Here is a 21,571-nt window from a genome sequence, read left to right on the forward strand (position 1 = left end):
GTATAAGGATGAAAGCGGAAGTGGTTACGACTCCGGAGCAGTTGGAGCAAGGGTTGGCCGTTCGCAAGGCGGTGTTCGTGCAGGAGCAGGGGGTGAGCGTGGAGCTGGAGGTGGACGAGTATGACGCCGCTCCCGACCGTTGTGTCCATTTCCTGCTCAGGAACTCGAACGGGGAAGCCATCGGCGCTTCTCGGATGAAGAGGTTCGACGCCGAGAGCGCGAAGCTGCAGCGCATCGCCGTTCTCCGGCCCTGGAGAGGAAAGGGTCTAGGCAGGATCATCGTGGAGGAGATGGAGCAGCGGGCGAAATCGGACGGGTACAAGTATGCGGTGCTGGACGCTCAGGTCCAGGCGGTGCCGTTCTATGCGAAGCAAGGCTACGAGGTCATCTCGGAGGAACCTTTCTACGATGCGGGCATCGAGCACGTGCGGATGCGCAAGCGGCTCTAGTCAAGCGCTTCCTCCGGCACCATAGCCAGCGGGAGCGTAATGCGGAACGTGGTGCCGACCATCAGTTTGCTCTCCATCTCCATGCTGCCGCCGTGATCGACGACGATTTTGTGGCAGATCGACAAACCGAGGCCGGTTCCGTTGTCCTTCGTCGTGTAGAACGGATGGAACACCTTGTCCATCTCGGTCTCGGGGATCCCTTTGCCGGTGTCCTGCACTTCGATGACCGCATACGTATCGCTTGCATACAGCCGGATCGTGACGACGCCTTCGTCCGACATCGCTTCGAACGCATTTTTGATGAGATTCAGGAACAGCTGCACGAGCTTATCCTGATCCATGCGGATCTCCAGCTCCGGATTGATCGGCTGATAGATGATCCGGTGCCCCAGGCGGACCGACTCGGATTCCATGAGGGAAATGACCCGGTGCAGGCATTGATGGATCGGCCGGACTTTGTATAGCGCGACATGGGGTTTGGAGAACTGCAGAAACTCCGCGGTCAGCTCGCTCATTCGGTTGATTTCATCCATAATAAGCTCGTACCAGGGTTCGATGTTGTAGCCATTGGACCTTGAAATTTGGAGGAAGCCTTTTACGGTCGTGAGCGGGTTGCGGATCTCGTGAGCCATGCCGGAGGCGAGCTCGCCGACGACCCGAAGCTTCTCCGACTGCACCAGATGATTTTCCCGCTTGATCCAGATCTCGCTTTTCATATGAAACAGCATTTTCTCGGCCGCATGGATGAGTGCTTCCTTCGTCGTCCCGTCGCTCGGGTACACGGCATAGCCGTACGTAATCTGCACCCCGGTCAGCTTCGTTATCTCGGACTCGAGCATCTGCCGTACGTTCGACACCCGCTTGTCCGCATGCTGGCCCTCGATCGCTAGAGCGAATTCGTCGCCTCCGTAGCGTGCGATCATGTAAGCGTCCGAGAACGCAGTTTTGAGCATCTCGGCGATTTCCTTCAGGATGCGGTCGCCGCCGGCGAAGCCCTGCATCGAATTAAGCGATTTCAGGTTCGTGCAGTCGAGCAGAATGAGAATCAGCGGGGTTTTGTTGTGGATGAGCTTGTCCACCTGGCGGTGGTATTCCTCGAAATTATACAGCCCGGTTAATGCGTCCGTCTTGGTCAGCAGGCGGTTTTGCGTATCGAGCGTTTCCTTGTTTTGCTCCGACCGGAACAAATACTTGCTCAAGTAGATCGTCAGGGCGAACGATAAGGCATCATAGATCGTGACTAGCAAACTGTAGTTGGTAATCGTCGTGTAAGAGAGCCGGATCGCGGAATACATCGCTGTATAAAGGAGCCAAAGGCTTATTATGACCTTGCGCGACTTCACCGGATAGCAATCGCGGCCCAGCAGCAGCAAGTAAAGCGGATGCATCCAATTCAGCTGCGTGGCCCAATGCATGAGCGCGAGCAGTGCGAGACGGACGGGCATAAGCCGGGAGTAGCGGAATTCGAGGCCGTATACCGTCAAGAAGACTAGGCAGACCAGCAGCGTGAGCCAGGGGGACGGCGCCATATGCAGCGCGAGCGAGGAGAGCAGCACCAGGACGACATAGATCGGAACTACGATTCGTGAGAGCATACTTGTACCTCCACAACACGTAATCAGGCGCGAGTGAACCTGTGCGAACCGTTGCTGGAAAACAGGAACTCATAAAGTGCCGTGTTAGCGGGAACACTAAGCCGAGACTGATAGGGAGGAGGGATACGAGCATGACCCCACAAGGCATGGAGCGGGAATCGTTCGTAGCCGTTCAGAAAAATGGCGACGGGGACTTGACCGCATTCAAGACGTCTTCCGGCCGCGTGCTGAATTACGAGCAGGCTAGAGAAGAAGTGAACCTCGGGCAGATTCAGGGCGTAAACTTGTTCAAAGGCCGGGACGGCGAATTGTACATCCGGGGAGACGCGGATGGCGATCCTAGCAACAACTTGGACAATCTCCCGCAATTTTAAGCCAAGAAGGCCAGGCGCGTGGATACGCGGCCTGGTCTTTTTCCTGTTCGGACTAAAAAATAGGTCCCGCAGTCGCCTCTATGTGCCAAACGTATAAATTCGGTGCTGCTCTACGAACTGCATCGGCCCCGTCTTCCCCGCGAACTCCGGCATCGTATCACCGTAATGCATGAGCATGATTCTCTCCTGAATGTCTAACGGCAGCGACAATAGCTCTTCCAATGTCGTATGGACCAGCCCCGAACCGATCAATTGGCAGTCATGCAAGATCGTCTTGCATCCGCGCTTGTGTACGATCTCTTCAAGCAGCGCCGCATCGAAGGTCATGTCCGAGGTATAAAACACCGAATCGTTCAAAATGATCGAATAACTGGGCATGTTCGGGTAATGTTTCGTCCGGACCAGCTCGACCGATAGCCCGGGATGAATCTCCTGACGTACCCCGGCCGCAAGCGGCACGACCTCGAAATAACTGTCCAGCGTGAGCTGCCCGTCGAACGAATGGACCAGGCCGGCCTTGAGCGAATGCTCCCAGAGCGTGTCGATCAAACCGGATTCTATGTACAGCGAAGGCCTTTGCTTGAATTCATATTTCATGCGCAGCGCGAACTCCTCTAGCCCTCCGATATGGTCCGCGTGCAGGTGGGTGACGAGGACGCCCTGGATACCCGCCATCGGCACTTGCATCCGATGCAGCGACCAAGGGGCCGTAATTCCGCAGTCAATCAAGAGCGTGCAGCCGCCCGATGAGATCAGCGCGTTGTTGTTGTAATACGATTTGGCAAAGGCGGCGCCGGTCCCGACCATTTGAAGCTGCCACTGCATAATGTACCTCCTCATATAGACAAGAACACCATTCAACAAAAAAAGGGGCTAACCCCGTTTCGTTTCATTACTAATTTAACACGTTTATATGGAAAAAAAAAGAATCATGCCGCCCCGATTGTGCGAATTCCGAGTAAAAAATTGTTACGGGCACAGGCATTCGCGGAGACTCGACCCCGTGGCCAGCCATACACTGCTAATGATGTCAGGGCGTGCGCCTTGAAGGTCCCTGAACGGAGGAAAGGAGCTAGCAGCGACTATGGCTACCAAGGGAAAAGCGAAAAAAAAGCAGCCGTCCGGCAACGCAAATAACGGCTATCAATTGAAGATCGTCACGTCCGACGTATGCGCCGTGTGCAAAACCCCCTGCGCCCGGGGGCTTCGCTATCTGGAGCGGATGCGCGTGCCCGGCGCCTCCGGCAACGGCGTCCCCTGCATCCTGACGCGGTATAAAGCGTAGCGGCGAAGCTAAGCGGCTCGGCTACTCCACGATCCGGTGGGCATGCGTGTACACATTCATGCCCGACCCGCGCAGGAAGCCGACCGCCGTCAAGCCGAGCTCGTCCGCGAGCTGCAGTGCAAGGTCGGTAGGCGCCGACTTGGACAGGAGGACGGCAGCGCCGATCTTGACCGCCTTCAGCACGACCTCGGACGCCAGCCGGCCGCTGAAGACGATCGTCTTGTCGGCCGTGGACAAGCCGGTGCGCAGGCAGTGGCCGTACAGCTTGTCGAGGGCGTTGTGCCGGCCGATATCGGCGAACGCTGCGACGAGGGTGCCGCCATCGGCCAGTGCGGCCTGATGGACGCCGCCCGTGTCGCGATGCACATGCGACGCGGCATGCAGCCCGCGCATCAGCGCGTAGCAGGCGGCGGCGGAGAGCCGCGGGCCGGCCTCCGGCGCGAGCGGCCGCGCCGTCTGGGCGTCGGCGTGGAAGTAGAACGACTGCCGGCTCTTGCCACAGCAGGAGGCGATCCGGCGCTTCGTGAACAGTGCCGGATCGAGCGCCGACCGGTGGTGCAGGTCGACGTAGGCGCGGCCTTCTTCCTCGTCGACCAGCAGCTGTGCAAGGTCCGCGGTCGTGCGGATGACGCCCTCGGAGGCGAGGAAGCCGACGACCATCGATTCGAGATCGGCAGGGGTGCATACAATGGTCGCAAATTCGCTGTCGTTCACATAGAGGGTAAGCGGGTATTCGGCTACGACGATGTCGTCCGCCTCCACCCACGTGTCGCCGCTGTACCGGCGGATCGGCCAGGCGGCCGTGATCGGCGGTTCAGGTTGGGTCATGTCCGGATGCCTCCCAGGCGGCTCGAAAGTTTTCCTCGGAAGAGGGGTGATCGAACCGATTCTCTCATGCTATGATAAGCATAGCCGATCTTGTCGGAATTGGAAATGAACTAGTAGAGATGCAGAGCCAGTAAGATGATCCGCGCTTGTTAGGCGCTTAGAGCATGTCGGGCATTCGACCGCTGGAGAAGGATGTGTACATATGGGGAAGACGAAGCATACCGGACCGGTTCGGCTGAGCAAGTCGCTGAAGCCGTCCCTGTGGGTGAGCAAAATGCCGCTCGGCCTCGGCCGGGTGAAACCGCACCACATACTCGATACGCTGAAGGTCGTGTACGACAACCGGGACAACCTGCCGTACGCCTACCGCATCCTGACGCAGGGCGTCTGCGACGGCTGCGCGCTCGGCGTCTCCGGCCTCCGCGATCAGACGCTGACCGGGCCGCACCTGTGCACGACCCGGCTGAACGTGCTGCGCCTGAACACGATGCCCGCCATCGAACCGCGTTGGTTCGAGGACATCTCGCGGCTCAGCGCCATGGACAGCACTGCCCTGCGCCAGCTCGGGCGCATCCCGTACCCGTTGTCCCGCCGGAAGGGGGACAAGAAGTTCACCCGCCTCTCCTGGGACGAGGCGCTGAACCGCATCGCCGCGAAGATCCGCGGCATCGACCCGAAGCAGCTGGCGTTCTACTTGACCGCCCGCGGCATCACGAATGAGGTGTACTACACCGGGGCGAAGGTGGCGCGGTTCCTCGGCACGAACAATGTGGACAACGCCTCGCGCATCTGCCATTCGCCGAGCAAGTCGGCGCTCAAGCGCTCGCTCGGCATTGCGGCGTCCAGCTGCAGCTACAAAGACTGGATCGGGACGGACGTCCTCATCTTCTGGGGCTCGGTGGCGGCGAACAACCAGCCGGTGTCGACGAAGTACATGTACGCGGCGAAGAAAGCCGGGACGAAGATCGTCTGCATCAACCCGTACAAGGAACCGTCGATGGAGCGGTACTGGATTCCGTCGATCGCCGAGAGCGCCCTGTTCGGGACGAAGCTGGTCGATTCGTTCGTGCAGGTGAACATCGGCGGCGACATCGCCTTCATGAACGGCGTCATGAAGGCGTGGTTCGAGATGGAGGCGGCGGAGCGGGGCGCCGCCATCGATTGGCGGTTCGTCGAGGCCCATACGCAGGGCGTCGAAGAGCTGCGGACGCACGTCCAGGCGCTGCCGTGGGACGTGCTGGAGCGTTCGTCCGGCGTGACGCGGCCGGACATGGAGCAGTTCGCCCGGATGCTGGCCGGGGCGAAGAGCGGGGTTTTTGTGTGGAGCATGGGGCTCACCCAGCACCGGTTCGGGACCGACAACGTGTCCCAGGTGGCGAATTTGGCCATGCTCCGCGGGTTCCTCGGGCGCGAGCGCTGCGGCGTCATGCCGATCCGCGGCCACAGCGGCGTCCAGGGCGCCGGCGAGATGGGCGCGGAGCCGATGTCCCTCCCGGGCGGCGTCCCGAACAACGCGGCGAACCGGGAACGGTTCGAGCGGTTGTGGGGGTTCGCCCTGCCCTCGTGGGAGGGGGACATCGTCGGCCTGACGCTGGAGAACGCGCTCTTGCCCGAGGGGCATGAACGGCGCACCCGCCTGTTCTACACGTCCGGCGGCAATTTCCTCGAGACGATGCCGGATCCGGTCTTCGTCCGCGAATGCCTGGAGGCAGTGGAGCTGCGGGTACATCAGGACATCATCCTGAACACCTCCGCCCTCACCGAAGCGCGAGAGGAAGTCATCTTGCTACCCGCAATGACGCGGTACGAGCAGCCGGGCGGCGGCACATCCACCAGCACGGAGCGGATGGTGTACTATAGCCCGGAGATTGAAGGGCCGCGTATCGAAGAAGCCCGAGCGGAGTGGGACATCTATATCGACTTGGCCCAGCGCGTGTACCCGGAGCGCAAGCATCTGATCGCGTTCCAATCCGCCCAGCACATCCGCGACGAGATCGCTTCAGCGGTGCCGTATTATGACGGGATTCAGCATTTGAGGCGGAAGGGGGAGCTGTTCCAATGGGGCGGCGCGTACTTGTGCGAAGGCGGCGTCTGTCCGACCGACACCGGCCGGGGAACGCTGCTCCCGATCCAGGTGCCGGAGCTGCGCAAGCCGGAAGGGCACTTCTACGTGACGACGCGGCGGGGCAAGCAGTTCAATTCGATGGTGTACAGCGAGAAGGATCCGTTCAATAACGCCATGCGGGACGATGTGCTGATGCTGGCCGCGGACGGCGAAGCGCTCGGCATCCGGGAGGGCGAGGCGGTGGCGGTCTATAATGCCCACGGGACGTACATCGGCCGGGCTAGATGGGCGGAGATCAAGTCGGGCAACATCGAGTTGTACTGGCCTGAAGGCAATGTGCTGATGCCGAGAGGGGTTTACGAGCCTTATGCCGGCATTCCGGAATACAATACGGCCGTCGTCGTCGAGAAGGCCGAGACGTACATGGCTCACAAAGACACCCGGTATGTCGAGCGAAGAATCGAAGAGCTGGAGACCGAGCCTACTTAGGGTGGCGATTCATGTATTGCACGATGAGCCGGTCCAGCCGTTCGCTGAGCTCGAGGACGCGAGGGTGGACGAAGTTAAATTCGTACCGTTTGACGGTCGCCTCCAGACGCTTTTGCATCCGGAGGATTTGTTTCTGCAAGCCTGCCTCATTGTGCATGCGCCGTACCCGCTTCCTCGTCATAGAGTTGGTTCTGCCATTATTTTACTATATTTGCAACGAAAAAGGTATTGTCCGTCACGCGCGGGAAGCGCTGATTTTTTGCAAGACGATCGCAACTCTTTCGCCGGACTGGAGTATAAACTAGCAGATGATTTGGAGATGGAGGTTTGATCATATGAAAGGGAAGCGACTGGTCGTCCTGACTCTGCTGTTCACGGTGCTGGGTGCCGGGATCGCCTATGCCAGCAGTCCTTGGGGGGATTTTCAAGGCTTCACGAAGGTGAAGGTGACCGTGAACGGCAACGAAGCGGCGGCAGGCGACGTGCCCGCGTTCGTCATCTCGGGCCGCGCGGTATTGCCGATGCGGGACATGACCGATTCGCTGCAAGGCTTGCTTCGCTGGGACGATGCGAATAAGACGGCCGAGATCTACAAGCCGAACGTGCATATGTTCGTCGCCCGGGACGTGAGCAAGGATTACAGCATTAAACAGCCGTTCGGCAAAGTGAAGCGCGGCGACAAAATCGATTTCGTCGTCTTCGCCCAGGTGGACAGCTTGAAGACCCCGGTGCATTCGTTTAAGCTCGAGCTTCTTGGTCCGGACGGCAGTGTGCTCCGCAGCAGCGATCCGGAGCTGCTCGGCGCCGACAAGGACAGCTTCTGGTACCCCTGGCCGTTCGCAGGTGTCACCTTTGACGCATATGGGGACTACAAGGTGCGCTTCCTGATGAAGCTGGAGGAGAAGGACGGGTATACCGTCGTCTCCGAGAAGGTCATCAAGTCCGAATAATAACGTGCATTCCCTCTCTTGCCACGGAATTGACCCGTCAAGTTCAAAATGATACGATAGGCTACGTAAATTCAATCCCTGACGAAGAGAGGGCTTATTGCATGAGCGATCACCAGCACGACGAGAATTGCAACCATGACCATGAGGAGGACGTATTCCTTGTCACCGACGAGGACGGCCAAGAGCATGAGATGGTCATCGTCTACACATTCGAGTCGGAGAACAAAGCCTACGCGGTCATGATCGATCGCAACGATCCGGAAGCCGACGGCATGATATTCCGGGTGGAGGAGCAAGAAGACGAAGCCTACTTGGTGAACATAGAAGACGACGCGGAATGGGAACGGGTATCCGCCATTTATGAGCAGATCGTGGAAGAAGAATCCAAGTAATCAGCGGGAACAATCAGACAGACCTGACCGTCCAGTAGACGATCAGGTCTGTTTTGTTAGGATAAAATCTGTATTGAGGTTATCATGATTCGGTCGGGTTCCCGTATTCCATACAAAATCCCCACCGCCCGTAAAGACGGACTGGAGGGGATTAGGGGAAAGCTTATTTGCGTGGATTGAAGTACATAATCCGCCCATTGAACAGATGAAGCTCGGCCTTCAGCAGCTTGGCCAAATATTTGCACAGCTCGTTGCCCTTATTTTTGTCCCCGATCGTCGACCCCGACGTAAGCACGATTTGCACGAACGGACGCGAATCGCCTTCCTCACTCGAGCCGCCCACTCCGAGAATCAGGTTCTTGTAGGAAGGATCCGTCCCTTTCAAGTAAAACCATTTGCCCTCGCCCTCAGGCTTCGATTCGATCGTATAGGGGAAAGCCGCTTCGGAATAACCCCAGCCCAGCTGCTGGCCGGTCTTGCTCAGTTGGTCCTTGTAATGAAGCAGCCGCTCTTTGAGCTCCTCAAGACTAAGAGAAGGAACGGCAGACCCGTCGGTAAAATACATGTAAGCGCTTTGCGCCATGAGTACACCTACCCTTATGCATACAAGTTCATGAACATCATAGCACTTCAGTTCACCCAATTCAAGGAAGAAAACCGCTCCGATCGAACAAGCCGCGGAAAATGGGGGGTGTTCAAGACAAGATCTTTTGTGCTATATTATTGTAAAATATAAAATATTCAGAAAATTAGCAGAATGGATGGTGGCGCCCATGTTTGAACGTTTCTACGATATGAGCGAGCAGGCGCAAGTGAACTATATCGGTTACGCTACAGATACGGCACGCTACGATTTTGCGATTGTGTATACGAAATTTTTCTTCGGCAAACCGCTTGTCGTCTGCATGCAGACGAATCGATCCTCGCTGCTCGACGCCGACGACTTGAACAATCTCGATCATCTGCAGCACGCGTTCCAGCTGAAGCCGGAGGAGGCGAAGGAGCTGTCCGAGTTTCTCAGCATGCGCATGCCTCTAGTTCCCGTGCACGATCAGTACTGATTCTTCCCATCCTATTTGCGACGAAAAGCCGTGTACGAGCCTATTGGCCCGCACACGGCTTTTATATTCGCAAATCTCCTTACGAGATCGGAGTCGTTTCTACGATGACCTTCACTTGCTGGATCGTACGGTCCTCGGGACCTTTGACCGGCAGACCGACCTCGACATGATCGACAATATAATCGATGTGCGTCTGGGAGACGACTTCCCCCGGGAGCAAGATCGGAATGCCCGGCGGATATACATAGATGAATTCGGCGATGATACGGCCGGCCGATTCCTTGAACGGGATCGTCTCCGTGTCTCCGTAGAACGCGTCTCTCGGCGAGAGCGAGAGGTGAGGCACCTCCGGAATGTCGACGTTCATCTCTCGTGGCGGGTTATTCGGGTCATAGCCCTTCGCCAGCTTGGCTAGCGCGTTCAACAGCTGATCGACGGTCTCCCGGGTATCGCCAGGGGTAATCAGGCACAGGATATTGTACATGTCGCTTAGCTCGATCTCGATATTGGCCTGCTCGCGCAGCCAGTTCTCCACGTCGTAGCCGGTCAGGCCGAGATGGCGGACGTGAATCGTAAGCTTCATCGGGTCGTAGTCGAACGTCGCCTCGCCGCCGAGAATGTCTTCGCCGAAGCAGTACAAACCCGGCATAGCATTGATCGCCCGACGCGCGTATTGAGCCAGCTCAATGGCTTTCTCCGCCATGTCTCTTCCGTTCAAAGCCAGGTTGCGGCGCGACGTGTCCAAGGAAGCAAGCAGCAGGTAAGAGGTGGACGTCGTCGTAAGCATGCTGATGATCGTCTGCACCCGCTTCGGGTTGATCCGATCGCCCTTGATGTTCAACACGGAGCTCTGGGTCATGGAGCCCCCCAGCTTATGTACGCTGGTGGCGGCCATATCGGCTCCCGCCTGCATCGCGGAGAGAGGCAGGTCGTCATGGAACTGAATGAGCACCCCGTGGGCCTCGTCTACTAGTACGGGAATGTTGTAGCTGTGCACGAGATCGACGATTTCCTTCAAGTTCGCGCAAATGCCGAAGTATGTCGGGTTGATGACGAGCACCGCCTTCGCATCCGGATGGCGCTCCAGGGCGCGCTTCACGGAACGGGTCGTGATGCCGTGGTCGATGCCCAGGTTCGGGTCGCTCGCCGGGGAGATGAAGACCGGCTTCGCGCCCGCGAATATAATAGCCGCCATAACGGACTTATGGACGTTGCGCGGAACGATGATTTTATCCCCCTCGCCGCATACGGAGAGGATCATCGTCATGATGGCTCCGCTCGTCCCTTGCACGGAGAAAAACGTATAGTCAGCGCCGAACGCGTCGGCCGCGAGCTGCTGCGCTTCTTCGATTACGCCGGTCGGTTGATGCAGATCATCCAAAGGTGCTATATTGATTAAGTCAATCGAAAGGGCGCGATCTCCTATAAAGGTACGGAATTCCTCATCGGCGCCGACCCCTTTCTTGTGGCCCGGAATGTGGAATTGCAACGGATTTTTGGCTGCATGCTCGGTGAGCGCGGTAAAAAGGGGAGTACGACGGTGATCCATCTGTTCATCCCTGCCCTTCAACAATGTATTAATTCTGCGATCCCCGCATGGGGGGTTTAGAAAAGTCAACAAGGTTGAGTATATCAAAAACAGACGTGGATGCAAGGGCTGATTCCGGTTCGATCTGGTTGCGCCTAAGGGGAAACGGATACACTGTTCTAATAGTTACAAATCTCGAGGTGAAGCCATTGAATTCGATCCGGGCATTCTGGAGCAAACAGAAGCAGCTGTTTACTCCGTTCGTGCTGCAGCTGCTTGTCATCATGTTTCTTATTGAATTTGTTAAGGGAGCCATCCTAATCTCGATTTTACCGGTGTACATGCAGTCGGCACTCAGTCTGTCCGCGGTGATCATAGGATGGACACTCGCGGTCCAATACATCGGGGACAACGCGTTCCGCGGTCCGATCGGTTGGGTCATCGACAAGGCCGGTTACCGTCCGGTGATGCTTACCGGCGTCGCGCTTACATTTATCTCCGTCCTTATGTTGGTTCTGTTCTCGCACTTCGCCTGGCTCATTGTCGCTTGCGCCCTGCTCGGAATTGGGACTTCGCCGCTATGGCCCTGCGTTATTACCGGGGCTACCGAATCCGGGGGGCAAGAAGCGAACGGCACAATGATGAGCGTGATCTACATGTCCTGGCTGACCGGGGTAGGGCTAGGGCCGATCGTCATCAATTTTTTCGTCACCGATACATATGCGACTGCGTTCCGCATCTTGTTGGTGCTGACGGGTCTCAGCGTCATCATCGCCATGTTCCTCCCCGGGCAGAAAGGGGGAGGCGGTTATCGGGCCGTCTATCAGCTGTGGAAGGCTCGACCGTCCAGAGGGAATGCCAGGCCGCTCTCGGAGCGGCTGGAAGCGTGGACAGCCGACCGGATCAGGCGGTCGCGGCAATATATCGCCGAGGTGAAGGCGTCGCTGCACGTAAGCTGGGTGTTCTATCCGGCCTTGTTCCTGCAGACGTTCGCCATCGGGCTCTTGACGCCGGTACTTACAATCTATGCGCGCAGCGTCCTGGAGCTGACTCCGGCGCAGTACAGTTTGTTCCTCGTCCTGGGCGGCGGGATTACCGTGCTGTTTCTCATTCCGGTCGGCAAACTCGTCGACCGCTTTGGCGCCCGCAAGTTCGTGAACGCCGGACTGCTCGTCAGCTCGTCGGCCTTGATGCTGTTCACGGTGTCGGAGAACGTCACCACTCTCTTCATGATGGTGACCTTGCTCGGGTGCGGGTTCGCGTTGATCATTCCATCGTGGAACGCGCTCATCGCTTCGGTGATTCCGAAGGAGAAGCGCGGCGCGGTGTGGGGCTTCTTCCTGACGATCGAAGGCTCAGGCACGGTATTGGGCCCGATCGTCTCCGGCTTGCTGTCGGACCATATCGGTTACCACGCTCCGTTCATCGCCAGCGGGATCGTGATCCTGGTCATGTTCGTTCTCCAATTGTTCATTTTTATTGACCGAAAAGTTGTGGTAAGATAAGGGCGTTTACCGCCCAAAGGATTGTGGTTTGGGTTCGTCGGGAGGAGAATACGCCATGAAAAAACCAATGCTTACGATCATGCTCATTCTAATGACGATCTTCATAGGGTTCGGGATCATCATTCCGATTATGCCGGAGCTGGTGACCCCCTTCCATCTAAGTATGCTGCTCGTGTTATACTCCGCGGTTTCCTTTATAATGTCGCCCTTCTGGGGTTCGCTGTCCGACCGGATCGGCCGGAAGCCCGTACTGTTAATGGGTTTAGGCGGGTTCTCGCTCAGCTTCCTGATTTTTGGACTCGCGGACGGCCATCTCTGGATCATGTACGTATCCCGTCTGCTCGGGGGATTGTTCTCCGGTGCGGCGACGGCATGTGCGGTTGCCTATGTAGCGGACATCACGACGCCGGAGCAGCGGACGAAGGGCATGGGAATGGTTGGAATGTCGATCGGACTCGGGTTCATCTTCGGTCCGGCGCTCGGCGGCTTGCTCAGCGTATTCGGCTTGCAGACGCCTTTCTTCGCCTCCGCTATTTTGTCGCTGATCACCTTGATCTTCGCCGCCAACGTGCTGCAGGAATCTCTGACACAGGACAAGCGCTCCGCGCCTAAGACGAAGCGGGTATCCCGCTGGACGGCGTTCGCCGGTCCGCTCAAATATTTGTACGTGCTGTCGTTCTTCGTTACGTTTACGCTTGCCGGCATGGAAGCGACGCTGCAGTATTTCGAGATCGAACGGATCGAGGCGTCGGCGTTTGACATGGGCATCCTGTTCCTCGTCAGCGGCATCGTCGGAGCCGCGATCCAAGGCGGTGTCGTTCGCCGGTTCATCAAGTCGGGCGACGAGACCAAAGTGATCGGAATCGGTCTGGCGATCTCCGCGCTTGGCTTCTTCCTTATTTTGCTATCGTCCAGTCTGCTGACGGCGACGATCTACATGTCCGTTTTCGCCGCAGGCAACGCCTTGATCCGTCCGTGCGTCACGTCCCTAATCACCCAAAAGACAAAGGTGGGGCAAGGCGTGGCGTCCGGTCTCAGCTCCTCCATGGATAGTCTGGGCCGCATCGCGGGACCGCTTATGGGGATGGGGGCGTTTCACTTGAACATCCGCCTGCCTTTCCTGATCGGCGGCGTTCTGTGCCTGGCCGCGATCACACTCTTATTCGGCTTTCTCGCCGCCGACCGGAACGCCAAGGCGTCGGCTTCTGCCGCTTGATTACCCCGAGCGAGACATCTTCAAATCGGCTTGCTGCTTGACGCAGCGGGGCGATTTGGAGATTTTTTTATGGGTGACTTTGAAAACGCTTTAGCATATAATGGACTCAAAACGGGCGGGAAATGCGGAAAAATGCCGGTTTATTCATTATCACATCAGGGGGGCACTTCATTGCTGAAGGCAGGTCCACATTGGTCGAAACGACTCCGATTCGCGGCCGCATTTTTTATTCTGCTTATTTCGTTCTGCTTAATTCCGAACATCTCCGCGGTGGGAAACGACAACCACCCGAAATATATACTGCTGCGGCTCGAGGATATCGGGCCCGGCGGGCAATATGAAGGGCTAGAGCAGCTGGGGAAGCTGCGGGCCGTCATGGAGCTGCTCGAGGAGCACCATGTTCGCTATCAGCTCGCCGTCATCCCCCGCTGGATCAACATCGAGAAGGACGGGACGCGGTATGACGTCTCGCTCGATCAGCAGGACAACCCGTACGCGCGCGCTTTCGTCGAGCTGCTGCGCAAAGCGGAGGCCGGCGGCGCGGTCATCGGCATGCACGGGTATACGCATCAGGTGGGCGATGTCCGGCGTAACGACGGCCAGCACGAGTCCGGCATCGGCAACGAATTCGACGTGTCCGACGTAGCGGAGACGCTAACGCCCGCTTACGCACAAGCCCGAATGGAGGAAGCGCTCCAAATATTCGCGGGGACGGGACTGTCGCCGAAGTTCTGGGAGGCGCCTCACTATCATACGCGGCCGGAGCAGGATGCCGTGTTCCGCTGCTATTTCGGGTTGAACTATCAGTCCGATACGGCGAAGGATCGCAATGCCAACCATCCGCAATATTCCGCCGGCCGCAATACCGGTTATGGAGAACCGTCGCTCGGGGCGGTGTATGTCCCGACCCCATTCTCGTACATCCCTTACAACCGGGACGCCGATATCATCGTGAAGCAGTTGGATAAGACCGACAAACTGCCTTCGTTTTTCTTTCATCCGTTCCTGGAGTTCAAGTATTTGACCCCGGTGCTGGACAGTCAGGGAGAGCATGTGATCGTGGACGGCTTGCCCCAATACCAGTATGCCGGGAGCGGCAAAAGCATCATGCAGCGGCTGCTTCCGCAGCTGGAGCAGAAGGCGTATCAATTCATCTCGCTTACAGACTTCGTGCCGTTTGCCCCGGCCAAGAGCGTTCGTTTGCAGGTGACCCCGGAGTCCGGCGTGCAGCTCGCCGATGTGACCGGAGACGGACAGCCGGACGTCGTGCAATGGGACGGCGAAAAGGGCGAGATTCGCGTGCAGCGCGGCCGGATCACCGGCGTACGGAATGAGCCGGTCGGCGAATCGAGCGTCTGGGCACGCATTCCTTTGAAGCCGGGCGAAGTGTGGACGATGTTCGACTACAATGGAGACGGGCGCAGCGATTTGTGGGTCATGAAGCTCGACGGCACGATGTACGCTTACCGGGCCGGGGAAGGGACGTTCACCCTGAACCGGACGTGGAAGGTCAGCACGGCCGCATGGGCCGATCTGTACGCGTTGAACGAAGGGGGAGACGGCTGGGTGCTGGCCGGACAATCGGCCGATCGGATGCACCTGGAGGCCATTTCCCTGCAGGGTGATACGTTCCGTCCGCTCGCGCCACTGCCGCTCGAGCGGAAGCTGTCGCAGCTCGTGAAGGGCGATTTGGACGGGAACGGCAAGGAAGAGCTGATCGTTCCGTTCTCCCGCTCTTCGCGCTGGCTGCAGCTGTCGCCGAACTTGACGGCATGGAAATGGGAGAAGAATGCGCCTGCGTTGGAGCTGCCGACGGGAGAAGGCGGTCTTGCCAAGGTGGCCGACTACAACGGGGACGGAGCGCAGGACGTGTTGTTTTGGAACCGGGCTCAGCAATCGTTCACGGTATACTTGCAGACCGCCCCGAACAAATTTCAATATTTGTCCCAGATGGGGCCATGGGGGCCAAAGAAAGGAAAGCTCATCGTAACCGATCTGAACGGGGACGGCCGTGCGGACATTGCCGTCGTGAACGGGGAGGAGCCTTATGTGGATACCGCGGTTTCTTGGGAGTCCCGGAACTTCGTCCCCATGGACCAAGGATCATAACTATAGAGATGCACCAGATATTGCAGGTTTATCCTATACCGGAACGTTCCCGACTGCTTTTATACTGAAGGGGACGGAAGGAGGCGCAGCACGATGTACAAACTTCTGGTGGTGGACGATGAACCGGCGGTCCGGTTCGGCTTGCGCAGCTATATGAATTGGGAGCAATTCGAGATCGAGTTCGCCGGCGAGGCGGACGATGGAGACACGGGGCTGGAGGCGGTGGAGCGGCTCATGCCGGACATCGTCTTGACCGACGTGCGGATGCCGAATATGGACGGGATTACGCTTTCGAGAGAAATTCGAAGGCGTTTTCCCCATATCAAAATCGTCTTCGTGAGCGGGCACGACGACTCGGACTACTTGAAATCCGCGATGAAAGTAAGCGCGGTCGATTATATCTTCAAGCCGGTCAATCTTCAGGAGCTGCGGACGGTCATCGAACGGGTCGTGGAAGAGCTGCGCGCGGAGCAGTCGGAGCGCCGCATGACGCAGGAGATGCAAGAGAAGCTGAAGGAAAGCATGCCGCTTCTCCGCGAGAAGTTCCTCATGTCGCTCCTCCGCGAAGCGGCGCCGCCGCCGGAACGGCTGCAGGAGCGGCTTGATTTTCTCGGTCTGCAGCTGCCGCCGACCGCGTCCTACTGGGTCATCGTCGTCTCGGTCGACCAGATGGCCGACATTCGGGAAGCCCGGTCCGAGCGGGATTGGCAGCTGCTCAGCTATGCGATGCGCAATGTGTGCCAAGAGCTAACGGACCGGCATATGAAAGGCATCGTCTTCGAGCACCGGGACGGTGAATTCGTCGGCATGCTGCATGCGGATGTGAATGCGGATGTGAAGGCGGACGCGGTTGCGCAGGCACGAGCGGAAGATCCAGCCCATGAAGCCGCAGACGATCCTTCGGAAGACCCGGAGGAGCGGCTGTTCACGCTGGCGAGCGAGATCCGCGACAATTTGCAGCGCTGGCTGAAGATCAGCGTCACGATCGGCATCGGGGACCGCGTATCCCGTTCGGGGCTTTCCGCCTCGTATGGGCAAGCGCGGGAAGCGGCCGATCGCAAGTGGTTTTTGGGCCAAAACCAGATCATTACGATGGACAGCCTGTCGATAGAGCGTCACGAGCCCAACGAGGTCAGCCGCTACCGGTTCGGCCAGGAGGAGAGCGGGAAGCTGGCGTCGATCTTGAAGGGCGCCGATCCGGAGCAGCTGAAGGCCGTTCTGGACGAGTTGTTCGCCCAGTTCACGCCGAATCGCCGCGACGGGTTGAAGCTCAGCCGCAATATTATGCTGCAGATCGTGCTGCTGGCCGGACAGCTGCTGCTGGAATTGAATCTTCAGTCCGAATCGCTGGAAGACCGGGAGACGCAGCTGTGGGAAGAGCTATTCAAGAAAGAGACGATCGCCGAGCTCCGGCAGGTGCTGGAATCGTATCTGACGGAAGTGTGCCAGAGCATCCGGGAACGGCGCAGCGGACGGGCGAATAATCTGGTGGAACGAGTGCGGGGCGTCATCGAGCGTCGGTATTCCGACAACGCCCTGACCGTAGCGGAAATCGGCAAAGAGGTGTATTTGACCGACACGTATGTGAGCCTGCTGTTCAAGCAGGAAACGGGGAAGACCGTCAATGAATATTTGACCCATTACCGGATCGAGAAGGCGAAGGCAATGCTCACCGACCCGAGCTATAAGTTTTACGACATTTGCTTTGCCGTGGGGTACGCCGATCCGAGCTACTTCAGCAAGCTGTTCAAAAAAATAACCGGCCTGACGCCAAGCGCCTATCGGGAAAACCAGCCTTCAGGAAAGTGACGGTGAGACGCATGCTTCAGCTCATCCGGCAAGGCGCTTTGAAACTGAGACAAGTGGCCCGCCGCTTCGGCATGCCCCGGAGATGGCTGCTCACTTACATGCTGTTGATCGTCCTGCCGGCGAGTATTCTGCTCTATGCCTACTATCAACGCTCGGCGACGGTGCTGGAGGACGAGGTGTCCGATTCGATGCTGCAGACGGTCAAACAGGCCGGCATCAACTTGTCCTACCGGCTTGGGCACGTGCAGGAGATCAGCAACATCCTGTCGATGAACCAGAAGCTGTATCAATATTTGCAAGAGGAAGAGAGCTCTACGATCGCCAAGCAATTGGAAGTGCTGAAGGAGCTTCGCTATCTAGTGGACACGATGCAGCTCAACACCGACGTGTTCCGCATCCGGTTGTTCGTCAAAAATACGAGCCTGTTCTCGGAGGAGCGGGTCAACTTTTTCTCCCTCGATACGCTGAAAAACTGGTCTTACTACAATAAAGTGCTTCAAGCGAACGGGGCGAGCGTCTGGACCGCGATCTACAGACAATATTATATCGACAGAGATTTCGTCCCGATCTTGTCCAACGCGCGGGTGCTGCACGACTCGAACCAATTCGATCAAGTGTCGGGCATCCTGGTGGTCGATATGCCGGAGAAGCTCGTCATGGACATCCTGACCGATCTCCATCTATCGAAGCAAAACAACGTGTATGTCGTCGATGCCGAAGGGCTGGTCGTCGCCCATGCCGACAAGTCGCGGATCGGGATGCCGATGCCGGAGGAGCTGATCTCCACGGTCAGAGGAGGCACGGAAGGCAAGCTCAACATTGAGCTGAGCGGCCAATCCGAGTACGTAATGTACTCGACGATTCAGCCGACCGGCTGGAAGGTGGTCGCGCAAGTGCCGGCTTCGGAATTTTCCGAGAAGGTCAAGCTGAATCAGATCGCCGGCATCGCCACGCTCATCGCCATCTTCGCGCTGTTCCTCGTGCTCGTGTTCGCGCTGCTCGCCCTGATCGTACGCAGCATGAACCGCCGGGTGCAGCAGGTGATCCGCGTCATCCGCAAGGAAGGCATTGACCGGCTGGACGAGCCTCATCCGATGCCGGAAGGCGACTTCCTGATGCTGGAGCGCAGCGTCGACGTGCTCATCCACCGGGTGCGCTCGCTCATGGAGCAGACGTACAAGGCGCAGGTGCTGGAGCGGGAGGCTCAGCTACGGGCGCTGCAGGCCCAAATCAATCCGCATTTTCTATATAACACGCTCGATACGATCAACTGGCTCGCCATCGGTCACGGGATGCAGGACATCAGCCAAATGATCGATTCGCTGGCCAAATATTTCCGCCTCAGCCTGAACAAAGGCCGCGACATGATGAGCGTGGCGGACGAACTGAATCTCGCCCAGGTGTATTTGGACCTCCAGAAGAGCCGATTTCTCCATACATTCGATTATGTCATCGAGCCCGACCCGGAGGTGCTGAATTATATCGTGCCCAAGCTGACGCTCCAGCCGATCGTGGAGAACGCGCTTCTGCACGGGATTCGGAAGATGAAGCATAAACTGGGGCTGATCCGTGTAACCGCCCGGCGGGAAGGCGACGAGCTGTTGCTGATCGTCTCCGACGACGGCATCGGCATGGAAGCGGAGCGCGCGCAGCGCCTCTTGATCGAGCCGCCGCCCGTCGACCGCAAGGACGGCGTCGGCAGCTCGTACGGGCTGTACAACGTGAACGAGCGGATCAAGCTGTTCGCCGGCGAGGCGTCGGGGCTGAGCATCGAGTCCCGACCCGGCGAGGGGACGACGGTGACGGTGCGCATCCGGTTGAAGGCGCATATGGAGAATGCGGGTTAAGGGTATGCAGGAATCATGAATGGGATATACGAACGTCCGGCTGAGTGCCGGACGTTTTCTATAGAAATGCACCAGAAATTGATGCTTTGCCTCCTCCAACCGGACCGCTCGTCCCTTATATAATGAAGTTACGAACAAGAAGAGACGAGGAGGCCTACAGATGAGCTGGCCAACAACCGCTAGAAAGACGATACGCTCGTCGGCTCAACCGAAAACAATGAAAGCGAGCCGCTGGAGATTGTTCCGCACCAACTTGGACATGTACCTGCTGCTCGTACCCGGCCTGGCGTTTTTGCTCCTGTTCAAATACACGCCGATGTACGGCATCGTGATCGCGTTCCAAGACTTCAACATTTTCGACGGCATTGCCGGGAGCAAGTGGGTCGGTCTGGAGCAATTCCAGAAGCTGATGCATTCCGATGAATTCATGCAGGTATTCCGCAATACGCTGCTGATCAGCTTGTACAAAATCGTCCTGCTGTTCCCGATCCCGATTATCCTGGCGCTGTTCCTGAACGAAGTCGGCCGCATGTGGTTCAAGCGTACCGTGCAGACGATCGTGTACTTGCCGCACTTCCTGTCGTGGGTCATCATCTCGGGGCTGTTCATCAACATCCTATCCCCGAGCGGGGGGATCGTGAACGAGGTTATCAAGTGGTTCGGCGGACAACCGATCTCCTTCTTCATCGACAACGACTTTTTCCGCAGCACGGTCGTCTTCACAGCAGGGTGGAAGGAAGCGGGATGGAACGCGATTATCTTCATCGCCGCCATCGCCGGGATCGATCAGGATCAATACGAAGCCGCAGATATTGACGGCGCCGGCCGAATCCAAAAAATGCTGCACATCACCTTGCCTGGCATTTTGCCGACCATCATCCTCATGTTCATCCTGCGGATCGGGCACCTGCTCGACGCCGGCACCGAGCAAATCCTCACGATGTACAACCCGGTCGTCTACGAGACGGGCGACGTCATCGGGACGTATGTGTACCGGGTCGGGTTGGGCAAGATGGACTACAGCTTCAGCACCGCCGTCGGGCTCTTCAACTCGGTGGTCGGGTTCCTGCTCATCATCTTCGGGAATTATCTCAGCAAGCGGTTTGTCAAACGCAGCATTTGGTAGGAGGGACTAACAACTATGCGCAAACGCACTTTCGGCGATATCAGCCTGGACGTCGTGATCTACGGGACGCTGCTCCTCTTGACCTTCGCTACCCTGCTGCCGTTCGTCAACGTCTTGTCCAAGTCGGTCAGCGAGGAGTGGGCCGTCGTCTCCGGCAAGGTGGGCGTCTTCCCGATCGGCTTCCAGCTGGAGACGATGAAATTCGTCGTCACCTCGAACCAGTTCCTGCGATCGTTCGGCGTTTCCCTGTTCATCACAGCCGTGGGGACGGCGCTGTCGCTAATTCTGACCGCTGTCTCGGCGTACCCGCTGTCGAAGCGGCAATTACCGGGCATCAGCTTCATCATGGTGCTGTTCATCTTCACGATGCTGTTCAACGGCGGCATCATTCCGAACTACATGCTGATCCGCAACCTGGGGTTGATCAACAGCCTGTGGTCGCTGATCCTGCCCGTGATGATCAACGTGTTCAACCTGCTAGTCATCAAAAGCTATTTCGAGGGTCTGCCCGAGAGCCTGGAGGAATCCGCGCGGATGGACGGGGCTCGCACATATACGATTTTGTTCCGCATCCTGCTGCCGCTGAGCGGTCCGGTACTCGCTACGATCGCCCTGTTCTACGCGGTGTATTACTGGAACGACTTTTTTAATCCGATGCTCTATATCAACAGTCCGTCGCTCAAGCCGCTTCAGCTGTATTTGCGCGATATCGTGATGGATGCGAACTCCGTGACCGCCGGAATCAACCGGAGCGCGGACGATTTAATGAACGTTTCGCCCGAGGGCGTACGCTCGGCTACAGTTATCGCCTCGACCATTCCGATTTTGTTGGTGTATCCGTTTCTCCAGAAGTATTTTATTAAAGGCGTGCTGATCGGGTCCGTCAAAGGTTAGCGGTTGGCAACGCTCAACAGGGCATTAACTTCTGGCGGGGACGCCCGCG

At 57.7% G+C, this 21,571-nt stretch carries 20 protein-coding genes; 14 read left to right on the forward strand and 6 right to left on the reverse strand.

What is annotated here, in order from left to right; all coding sequences use genetic code 11:
• Nucleotides 1-8: 8 nt before the first annotated feature.
• Entirely contained in the window at nt 9-449 is a 441-nt protein-coding gene (locus tag ACI5FR_RS25210) for a GNAT family N-acetyltransferase (RefSeq protein ID WP_405459554.1), read from the forward strand.
• Here ACI5FR_RS25210 and ACI5FR_RS25215 read toward each other — a convergent pair.
• Complete coding sequence (locus tag ACI5FR_RS25215; protein WP_405459557.1) at nt 446-2,044, reverse strand: sensor histidine kinase; 1,599 nt, start codon at nt 2,042-2,044, stop codon at nt 446-448. The genes ACI5FR_RS25210 and ACI5FR_RS25215 overlap by 4 nt on opposite strands.
• A 131-nt stretch (nt 2,045-2,175) precedes the next feature.
• Between ACI5FR_RS25215 and ACI5FR_RS25220 the strand changes: the two genes are divergently transcribed.
• Nucleotides 2,176-2,418: a DUF3892 domain-containing protein gene (locus ACI5FR_RS25220; protein ID WP_405459559.1), complete on the forward strand. Its 243-nt coding sequence runs from the start codon at nt 2,176-2,178 to the stop codon at nt 2,416-2,418.
• A 78-nt stretch (nt 2,419-2,496) separates the two neighbouring features.
• On the opposite strand, the gene ACI5FR_RS25225 is transcribed toward ACI5FR_RS25220, so the two are convergent.
• The gene (locus ACI5FR_RS25225) at nt 2,497-3,243 is read right to left on the reverse strand and encodes an MBL fold metallo-hydrolase (protein ID WP_405459561.1); all 747 of its coding nucleotides are present in this window, start codon (nt 3,241-3,243) and stop codon (nt 2,497-2,499) included.
• Between the two features lie 259 nt (nt 3,244-3,502).
• On the opposite strand from ACI5FR_RS25225, the gene ACI5FR_RS25230 reads away from it, so the two are divergent.
• The gene (locus ACI5FR_RS25230) at nt 3,503-3,703 is read left to right on the forward strand and encodes a hypothetical protein (RefSeq protein WP_405459563.1); all 201 of its coding nucleotides are present in this window, start codon (nt 3,503-3,505) and stop codon (nt 3,701-3,703) included.
• Between the two features lie 21 nt (nt 3,704-3,724).
• Here ACI5FR_RS25230 and fdhD read toward each other — a convergent pair whose 3' ends face one another.
• Complete coding sequence (gene fdhD / locus ACI5FR_RS25235) at nt 3,725-4,531, reverse strand: formate dehydrogenase accessory sulfurtransferase FdhD (protein ID WP_405459564.1); 807 nt, start codon at nt 4,529-4,531, stop codon at nt 3,725-3,727.
• 202 nt (nt 4,532-4,733) lie between these two features.
• Between fdhD and ACI5FR_RS25240 the strand changes: the two genes are divergently transcribed.
• Complete coding sequence (locus ACI5FR_RS25240) at nt 4,734-7,085, forward strand: FdhF/YdeP family oxidoreductase (RefSeq protein ID WP_405459566.1); 2,352 nt, start codon at nt 4,734-4,736, stop codon at nt 7,083-7,085.
• Here the strand turns inward: ACI5FR_RS25240 and ACI5FR_RS25245 are convergent.
• Nucleotides 7,078-7,242 carry an aspartyl-phosphate phosphatase Spo0E family protein gene (locus tag ACI5FR_RS25245; RefSeq protein ID WP_405459568.1) on the reverse strand — a complete coding sequence of 55 codons (165 nt, stop codon included), beginning with the start codon at nt 7,240-7,242 and terminating at the stop codon, nt 7,078-7,080. The two genes, ACI5FR_RS25240 and ACI5FR_RS25245, sit on opposite strands and share 8 nt — an antisense overlap.
• A gap of 178 nt (nt 7,243-7,420) precedes the next feature.
• Between ACI5FR_RS25245 and ACI5FR_RS25250 the strand changes: the two genes are divergently transcribed.
• Nucleotides 7,421-8,035, forward strand: a complete 615-nt coding sequence (locus ACI5FR_RS25250; protein WP_405459570.1) for a stalk domain-containing protein — start codon at nt 7,421-7,423, stop codon at nt 8,033-8,035.
• 101 nt (nt 8,036-8,136) lie between these two features.
• On the forward strand, nt 8,137-8,427 hold the full coding sequence (locus ACI5FR_RS25255; protein ID WP_405459573.1) for a DUF1292 domain-containing protein: 291 nt from the start codon (nt 8,137-8,139) through the stop codon (nt 8,425-8,427).
• A 163-nt stretch (nt 8,428-8,590) separates the two neighbouring features.
• Here ACI5FR_RS25255 and ACI5FR_RS25260 read toward each other — a convergent pair whose 3' ends face one another.
• Nucleotides 8,591-9,010 carry a DUF1885 family protein gene (locus ACI5FR_RS25260; RefSeq protein ID WP_405459575.1) on the reverse strand — a complete coding sequence of 140 codons (420 nt, stop codon included), beginning with the start codon at nt 9,008-9,010 and terminating at the stop codon, nt 8,591-8,593.
• Nucleotides 9,011-9,200: 190 nt separating this feature from the next.
• Between ACI5FR_RS25260 and ACI5FR_RS25265 the strand changes: the two genes are divergently transcribed.
• Nucleotides 9,201-9,488, forward strand: a complete 288-nt coding sequence (locus ACI5FR_RS25265) for a DUF3055 domain-containing protein (protein ID WP_405459576.1) — start codon at nt 9,201-9,203, stop codon at nt 9,486-9,488.
• A 79-nt stretch (nt 9,489-9,567) separates the two neighbouring features.
• Here the strand turns inward: ACI5FR_RS25265 and ACI5FR_RS25270 are convergent, their stop codons facing one another.
• Nucleotides 9,568-11,037, reverse strand: a complete 1,470-nt coding sequence (locus ACI5FR_RS25270; RefSeq protein WP_405459578.1) for an aminotransferase class I/II-fold pyridoxal phosphate-dependent enzyme — start codon at nt 11,035-11,037, stop codon at nt 9,568-9,570.
• A gap of 188 nt (nt 11,038-11,225) precedes the next feature.
• On the opposite strand from ACI5FR_RS25270, the gene ACI5FR_RS25275 reads away from it, so the two are divergent.
• The 7 genes from ACI5FR_RS25275 to ACI5FR_RS25305 all read left to right on the forward strand — a co-directional run bounded on the left by ACI5FR_RS25275 (nt 11,226) and on the right by ACI5FR_RS25305 (nt 21,522).
• On the forward strand, nt 11,226-12,521 hold the full coding sequence (locus tag ACI5FR_RS25275; protein WP_405459580.1) for an MFS transporter: 1,296 nt from the start codon (nt 11,226-11,228) through the stop codon (nt 12,519-12,521).
• A gap of 55 nt (nt 12,522-12,576) precedes the next feature.
• Nucleotides 12,577-13,737 carry an MFS transporter gene (locus tag ACI5FR_RS25280; protein WP_405459582.1) on the forward strand — a complete coding sequence of 387 codons (1,161 nt, stop codon included), beginning with the start codon at nt 12,577-12,579 and terminating at the stop codon, nt 13,735-13,737.
• A 171-nt stretch (nt 13,738-13,908) separates the two neighbouring features.
• Nucleotides 13,909-15,846, forward strand: a complete 1,938-nt coding sequence (locus ACI5FR_RS25285) for a DUF2334 domain-containing protein (RefSeq protein WP_405459584.1) — start codon at nt 13,909-13,911, stop codon at nt 15,844-15,846.
• 93 nt (nt 15,847-15,939) lie between these two features.
• Nucleotides 15,940-17,655: a response regulator gene (locus ACI5FR_RS25290; protein ID WP_405459586.1), complete on the forward strand. Its 1,716-nt coding sequence runs from the start codon at nt 15,940-15,942 to the stop codon at nt 17,653-17,655.
• Nucleotides 17,656-17,666: 11 nt separating this feature from the next.
• The gene (locus ACI5FR_RS25295; protein WP_405459693.1) at nt 17,667-19,502 is read left to right on the forward strand and encodes a sensor histidine kinase; all 1,836 of its coding nucleotides are present in this window, start codon (nt 17,667-17,669) and stop codon (nt 19,500-19,502) included.
• 217 nt (nt 19,503-19,719) lie between these two features.
• Nucleotides 19,720-20,628, forward strand: a complete 909-nt coding sequence (locus ACI5FR_RS25300; RefSeq protein WP_405459695.1) for an ABC transporter permease — start codon at nt 19,720-19,722, stop codon at nt 20,626-20,628.
• Nucleotides 20,629-20,643: 15 nt separating this feature from the next.
• Entirely contained in the window at nt 20,644-21,522 is an 879-nt protein-coding gene (locus ACI5FR_RS25305; RefSeq protein WP_405459588.1) for a carbohydrate ABC transporter permease, read from the forward strand.
• The last annotated feature ends 49 nt before the right edge of the window (nt 21,523-21,571 follow it).

The sequence above is a fragment of the Paenibacillus sp. HJGM_3 genome (genome assembly GCF_045062745.1).
Taxonomy (GTDB): Bacteria; Bacillota; Bacilli; order Paenibacillales; family NBRC-103111; genus Paenibacillus_AA.